We start from the raw sequence: 6,711 nt of genomic DNA on the forward strand, positions 1-6,711 counted from the left end.
GGGCGCGAGTGGGACTTCGAGGGCAAGGTGCGGTCCCGGCTCCGCGACCCGCAGCCGTCCGTGCCGCTGCACCTGGCGGCCAGCGGACCCCGGAACCTGCGCCTCGCCGGGGAGATCGCCGACGGGGTCATCCTGCTCAGCGGTGTCTCACCGCGCACCCTGACCGCCGCCATGGCCCGGGTCCGGGAGGGCGCCGAGGCGGCCGGCCGGAACGCCGGGAAACTCCCGGTGACCGTCTCCGCGTTCTGCGAGGTGACCGACGACATCGAGGCCGACGCACGCCTGATCAAACCGATCTGCGCCTCGATCGCCCAGAACGGCGGCGCGTCCTTCCTCGCCCTCGCCGGCATCGACGTGGACGTCCCCGCGACGGTCGAGGGCGTCTATCCGGACCTCGTGCACGCCGAGGACTGGGACGCGGCCGTGGAGATCTGCTCGGCCTGGATCAGCGACGAGGCGGCCGTCCGCTTCGCCGAGGAGTTCTGCCTCTTCGGCACGCCCACCCAGATCACCGAACGGCTCCGCACCCTGCGCGCCTCGGGAGTGACCGACGTGTTCCTCCAGCACGTCGGCTCCTACGACCCGCCCACCGACCTCATCGAGACCATCGGTGCCTCGGTCCTGCCGGCCCTCCGACGGTGAGACGGTCAGCGCGCTCCGGCCGCGGGCAGCAGATCCTTGCGTACGACGCCGCCCTGGACGACGCACACGATGTTGCCGGGATCACCCAGCACGCCGATGTCCTTGAGCGGATCGCCCTCGCACATGACCAGGTCGGCGGTCTTGCCGGCGGTCAGGGTGCCGAGCCGCTCGGACAGGCCCAGAAGCTCGGCGGAGACACGGGTGCCGGCCACGATCGCGGCCATGGGGTCCATGCCCAGGTCCACGAGGAAGCGGAGTTCCAGCAGGTTCTGGCCGTGCGGGCAGACGGCCGCGTCGGTGCCGAGCGCGATCCGGGCGCCCCGGTCGATGGCGCGGGCGATGTTCTCCTTGGTGATGCCCGACCAGCGGACCTTCTTCTGGTAGTGGTGCTCCGGCATCAGGTCCTTGTCGATGCCCGCGAACACCGTGGACAGGGTCGGCACGACGAAGGTGCCCCGCTCGCCCGCCAGGTCCAGCGCCTCCTCGTCCAGGCCGTAGCCGTGCTCGATGCTGGTGACACCGCCACGGATCGCGTTGAGGATGCCCGCGGTGCCCTGCGCGTGCGCGGCGACCGGCTTGCCGCCGTGGCGCCGGCACTCGTCCACCACGGCCCGGATCTCCTCCTCCATCAGCCCCTCGTCCTCGGGCTGGTCGTAGGGGCTGGCCATGCCGCCACTGGCACAGATCTTGATCACGTCGGCGCCCGCGCGGATCATCCTGCGCACGGCGAGCCGGGACTCGTCCACGGTGTCGGCCAGTTCGGCCATCTCGCCACCGCTGAGGTCGGTGCCGTCGAGGAGGCGGAAGTCGGCGTGGCCGCCGGTGTGGCTGATGATCCGTACGGCGGTGTGCAGCCGGGGGCCGGTGATCCGGCCGGTCTCGACGGCGGTACGGAAACCGGTGGACAGTCCGCCCAGGTCACGGGCGGTGGTGATGCCCGCGTCCAGGGTCTGCCGCAGCCGGGTCGCGGTGTCGTAGGTGACGAGGACCGGATCGAGTTCGCCGCGCCGCCCGGGCGGGGAGCCCTGCGCGTACGCGAGGTGGGTGTGGCAGTCGAAGAACCCGGGGAGCACGGTCCGGCCGCCGGCGTCGATGATCCGGACCGCGGAGGCGTCAGCGGGCACGGGTGGGGCCGTAGCCGCTGGTCCGGCGTAGGTGAGCGTGCCCTCCGCGTCCGCGACGACGACGGCGTCGGCCACCGGGAGTGCACCGGTACCGTCGATGAGGCGGGCGTTCTCGACGCGCAGAATGGTCCGAAAGGTCTCTTGCGTCATGGCATCCGTCATGGTGGGTCCGAATCACTCCTCGGTATCAGGAACCTCGGCGCTGGGGAACCTCGGTATCAGGAACAGGCGAAAGGGAGTCTGCAATGGACGAGTCAACGCCGCGCCACGGTGCAGCTTCCGGCCCTGATTTCAGTCGGGGACGCAGGAATGCGCCGTCCCCGGAGGCGCAGGAATTCACTGCCGCGGATCTCGACGAACTGGACCGCGGAGTCGTGCACGCGCTGCAGATCCACCCGCGGGCCCCATGGACCCTGGTGGGCGACGTCCTCGGCGTGAATCCGGTGACGGTCGCCCGGCGCTGGCAGCGGCTGGAGGAGACGGGGCTCGCGTGGGTCACCGCCTATCCGCGGCTGTCGGACTCCCGCATCGTGGTGACCGGCATCGTCGAGGTCGACACCGAGCCGGGCGTCGCGGAGGAGGTGGCACGCGCCCTCGCCGCCGAGCACGCCGTGGCCAATGTCAAGATCACGGCCGGTGGCCGCGATGTCGTGACCGCCGTACAGACCCGGGACCTCGACGAACTCGCCCACCTCACCACCCGGCTCTTCCAGCAGACACCGGGCGTACGGGCGACCCGCACCCATGTCTCCACCGGTGTCCCCACCGAGGGCAGCCGCTGGCGGCTGCGCAGCCTGGACGCGGCCCAGTGCGCCCGTATCGAGGCGAGCCACGCCTCGGACGTACCGCCCGACACGGGCACGGGCCCCGCCGCGCCCTGGGACTCCCTGGACGCGCACCTCCTCGAACTGCTCAGCTCCGACGGCCGGATGTCGATCCGCGCCCTGGCGACCGCCACCGGCGTCGGTCTCACCACGGTGCGCCGCCGCCTCCAGTCGCTGCTGGCCTCCCGGGTGAGCCTGCGCTGCGACCTGGCCCGGCCGCTGTCCGGCTGGCCGCTGTCGGCGGTGTACTTCGCGTCGGTACCCGCCCAGTACCTGGAGGAGACCAGCCGCGTCCTGTCCGGCGTCCGCGAGGTCCGCTCCTGCGCGATCACCGCGGGACCGCACAACCTGGTGATCGACGTGTGGCTGCGCGCCCTGGCCGACGTGCACACCTTCGAGGCACATCTGTCGCGCCGGCTGCCACGGCTGGTGATCGACGACCGCTCGGTGGTCCTGCGCACGGTCAAGCACATGGGACGCCTGCTGGACCGGGACGGCCGCTGCGTCGGCGTCGTGCCGCTGCGCGAACCCCAGGGCACCCACCAGCTCCTCGCGCTACCGGACGACAAGCGCCTCTGGCGATGACACCGGCCAACTCCCCTCTCTCAGAAGGCTGTTGAGGACCACGAATGCGCTCCCTGCACCTTCCCGAGGCCGGCGGCCACCTGCGCTGGATCGACCTCCCCGGCGAGGGCCCCGCCCGGGTGTACCTCCACGGTCTTGGCTGCGCGGGCTCCGCCGACTTCGCGGGGATCGCCGCCCACCCCGACCTCCGGGGCGGACGCGCGATCGTCGTCGACCTCCTCGGCCACGGCTACAGCGACCGCCCGAAGGACTTCCCGGGCACGCTGGAGGCCCACGCCGGGACGGTCGCCGCCGTCCTCGACCACTGCGGGATCACCGGCGCCGTGCTCATCGGGCACTCGATGGGCGGCGCCGTCGCGATCGTCCTCGCCGCGACCCGCCCTGACCTCGTCTCCCGCCTTGTCGTCGCGGAGCCCAACCTGCGCGCGGGCGGCGGCCTCTTCAGTGGGGCCATCGCCGCGTACAGCGAGGCGGACTTCGTCAGCCACGGATTCCGCACGGTCCTGGCGGGCCTTGAGCCCGGCTACGCGGCACGCATGCGCGTGGCGGACCCCGCGATCCTGCACCGCAGCGCCGTCGGCCTGGTGACCGGGGCCAGCCCGGGAACAGCGGAACTCCTCTACGGCCTTCGCCGGCCGCGTGTGATGCTGATCGGCACCCGCAGTCGCCCCTACGCGGACGAGCCCGCCGTCCGGCAGGCCGGCATCCCGGTCGTCGAGGTTCCCGACGCGGGCCACCACATGATGGGGGACAACCCCGAGGGGTTCGTGGCGGCCCTGGTCGAGAGCGGTGCGGGGCCCGTCTCTAGTGGGGAACGCGGAGGGAGTCGTAGCGAGCGAGTCGGGTCGTGATGATGCTCGATGCCTGGGTCAGGGCCGAGAGCAGCCGGGTGATCCTGCTGCCCGCGGTGGGCGCGACGACCGACAGGGCGCCCAGGTAGGTGGCGTCCCGCCCGCGCACGGGCACCGCGACCGCGAGGTAGCCCAGGCGCTTCTCCTCGACCTCGACCGCGTAGCCCTGTTCCCGGACACGGCAGAGTTCGCCGGGCAGTTGGGCGGGGCCCAGCGTGTGTGGGGTGCGGCGGACCATCGAGTGCAGGACCTTGCCGAGCGGGTACTGCTCGGGAAGCAGGGCGAGGGTGAGCTTGCCCGCGGCGGTGCTGTGCAGCTCCAGGCGTCTGCCGTCGGCGGTGGAGCGGGCCTGGTTGCGGTGGGTGCCGAGGTTCTCGACGCACAGCAGCTCACAGTCGTGCGGTATCGCCAGGATGACCGCGTTGTCGAGGCTCTGCGCGAGGCCCTCGATGACGGGCCTGGCCGCCGCGCGCAGGGTGCGCTGGTGCGGGGAGCGCAGGCCCATCGCGTAGAGCCGCACGCCCAGGCGGTAGTTGCAGCCGTCCCGTTCCAGGAAGTCGGTGGCGACGAGTTCCTGGCAGAGCCGGTGGACCGTGGCCTTGGCGATGCCGGTACGGTCCCGCAACTCGGCAAGACCCAGCGAGAAGTCGTCGTCGCCGAAGGCCGACAGGATCAGACTCACCTTGCCGAGCACCGAGTTGGGCCGCTCGTCGCCCTCCCGGACCGCGCCGGCGGTGGTCATCCCGCCGCCACCCAGTCGAGGATGTGCCGGGAGAACTCCCCGGGCAGCTGCTCCGGCACGGGGACGTGTCCTCCGGGGATGACCAGCGTCTCGCAGCCGGCGTCCGCGAACTTCTCCAGGCCCGGCATCGAGAAGTGGTCCTCGGAGGCGCAGACGGCGAGCGTGCGGGCGGTGACGAGGGGCAGCCGCTGGTCCAGCATCGAGCCCCGGACCGCCACATGCCCTTCCTCCACCCGGTCCAGCACGGTCAACGCGTCGACCATGAACCGGTTGAGGGCGGCCTCCTCGCCGTCCTTGTAGAACGGGCGCCGCAGGTTCCACAGTTCGAGCAGATGCGAGCCGTCGGGGCTCGGGACGACATGGTCGACCGGCTTGCGCTGATTCACCGTGCGCCGCTTCTCGTCGTCGATGAAGGGCGTGGCGGACAGGAACAGGCTGGAGACCCGCTTGCCGTGGCGCGCGGCGAGCTCCACCGCGATCACCCCGCCGGTGTGGTGGCCCACGAGATGGAATTCCTCCAGGCCCAGTTCCTCGATCAGGTCGTCGGCCGCGTCCGCCCACCGTTCGACCGTGTGGGGTTCGTCGGGTTTCGCGGAGGCGCCGAAGCCCAGGGTGTCCATGGCGATGGCCCGGTGCACGGCCCCCACGCGCGGGAGCACGTCCAGGTACTCGGTCCAGGACCGGGGCGTCTGATGGAGCATCAGCACCGGCTCGCCCGTGCCGCACTCGACGTAGTGCAACTGACCGAAACGGCTGGGTGCGTAGCCGCGACGCAGTGTGTCCGTCATCAGTGACTCCCTGGTTTGTGACATGCCGTCAGATGGCCCGGTGTCCGTTCGGTGAGCGCGGGGCGTTCGCTGCGGCAGTGGTCGTCGGCCAGCCAGCAGCGGGAGGAGAAGGGGCAGCCGGCCGGAACGTCCGAGGGGGAGGGCAGTTCGCCCTTGAGGACGATCTGCTCGCCCGGCGCGGTGTCGTCCCCCGGTTCCAGGACGGACGAGAGCAGCGCCATGGAGTACGGGTGCTGCGGAGCCTCGAACAACTCCTTCGGCGGGGCGAGTTCGACGATCGACCCGAGATACATCACCGCGACCCGCTCGCTCAGGTGGCGGACCACGCCGAGGTTGTGCGAGATGAACAAGTAGGCGATGTGGTCGCGCTGTTGGATCTCCTGCAGCAGGTTGAGGATCTGCGCCTGGATGGAGACGTCCAGCGCCGACGTCGGCTCGTCGAGGACGATCACGGACGGCTGCGGGGCCAACGCACGGGCGAGCGCGAGGCGTTGGCGCTGGCCGCCGGAGAACTCGTGCGGATAGCGGGCGGCGGCCGACGTGTCGAGGCCGACCTCCTCCAGGACCTCCGCCAGCCGGGTACGCCGGTCGGCGCGCGCCACGCCCCGGGCGCGCAGCGGTTCCTCGATGCTGGCGCCCACCGGCAGCCGGGGGTTCAGCGAGCCGTTGGGATCCTGGAACACCATCTGCACCGCACGCCGGAACGCCTTCAGGTCGGCGCCCTTCGGCTTGTGCGTCATGTCCTTGCCCTCGAAGCGCACCGAACCCCGCGTGGGCCGGTACAGCCTGGTCGCGATCCGGCCCAGTGTGCTCTTGCCGCACCCGGACTCGCCGACCAGGCCTACCGTCTCGCCGGGGTTCAGGGCGAGGGTGATGTCGTCGACCGCCCGGACACCGGAACGGCCCGGGCGACCGCCGAACTCGTGCCCGATGCCGGAGAGTTCGAGCAGCGGCTCGCTCCCGGCCCGGTCGGACTGCGCTTCACTCATCGTTTCCTCCGGCTGCGGTCGGGGCGTCGTCCAGGTCGCGCCAGCAGCGCGACACCCACCCGTCACCGACGGGCCGCAACGGCTGGGGCTCGGCACAGGCGTCGGCGGCCAGCGGGCAGCGCGGCGCGAAGCGGCAGCCGGGCAACCGGAGATCGGAAGGGCGTCG

7 protein-coding genes are annotated in these 6,711 nt (G+C 71.7%); 3 read left to right on the top strand and 4 right to left on the bottom strand.

All coding sequences use genetic code 11. From position 1 onward, the window contains the following. A partial coding sequence (locus R6V09_RS42275; protein WP_317886796.1) for an LLM class flavin-dependent oxidoreductase occupies positions 1-642 on the top strand: 642 nt, incomplete at its 5' end. A gap of 5 nt (positions 643-647) precedes the next feature. On the opposite strand, the gene R6V09_RS42280 is transcribed toward R6V09_RS42275, so the two are convergent. Further along, entirely contained in the window at positions 648-1,928 is a 1,281-nt protein-coding gene (locus R6V09_RS42280) for a metal-dependent hydrolase family protein (RefSeq protein WP_442810252.1), read from the bottom strand. An 83-nt stretch (positions 1,929-2,011) separates the two neighbouring features. Between R6V09_RS42280 and R6V09_RS42285 the strand changes: the two genes are divergently transcribed. After that, positions 2,012-3,175: an Lrp/AsnC family transcriptional regulator gene (locus R6V09_RS42285; RefSeq protein WP_317886798.1), complete on the top strand. Its 1,164-nt coding sequence runs from the start codon at positions 2,012-2,014 to the stop codon at positions 3,173-3,175. Between the two features lie 44 nt (positions 3,176-3,219). Continuing rightward, positions 3,220-4,026 carry an alpha/beta fold hydrolase gene (locus R6V09_RS42290; protein WP_317886799.1) on the top strand — a complete coding sequence of 269 codons (807 nt, stop codon included), beginning with the start codon at positions 3,220-3,222 and terminating at the stop codon, positions 4,024-4,026. Here R6V09_RS42290 and R6V09_RS42295 read toward each other — a convergent pair. From R6V09_RS42295 to R6V09_RS42305, 3 genes are read right to left on the bottom strand one after another with little or no spacing between them, the layout of a single operon-like run. Beyond that, the gene (locus R6V09_RS42295; RefSeq protein ID WP_317886800.1) at positions 3,980-4,768 is read right to left on the bottom strand and encodes an IclR family transcriptional regulator; all 789 of its coding nucleotides are present in this window, start codon (positions 4,766-4,768) and stop codon (positions 3,980-3,982) included. The genes R6V09_RS42290 and R6V09_RS42295 overlap by 47 nt on opposite strands. Beyond that, positions 4,765-5,556: an alpha/beta fold hydrolase gene (locus tag R6V09_RS42300; RefSeq protein ID WP_317886801.1), complete on the bottom strand. Its 792-nt coding sequence runs from the start codon at positions 5,554-5,556 to the stop codon at positions 4,765-4,767. The genes R6V09_RS42295 and R6V09_RS42300 overlap by 4 nt, the downstream gene beginning before the upstream one ends. Further along, positions 5,556-6,545, bottom strand: a complete 990-nt coding sequence (locus tag R6V09_RS42305; protein ID WP_317886802.1) for an ABC transporter ATP-binding protein — start codon at positions 6,543-6,545, stop codon at positions 5,556-5,558. The genes R6V09_RS42300 and R6V09_RS42305 overlap by 1 nt, the downstream gene beginning before the upstream one ends. Positions 6,546-6,711 lie beyond the last annotated feature (166 nt).

The organism is Streptomyces sp. W16 (genome assembly GCF_033194735.1).
GTDB lineage: Bacteria > Actinomycetota > Actinomycetes > Streptomycetales > Streptomycetaceae > Streptomyces.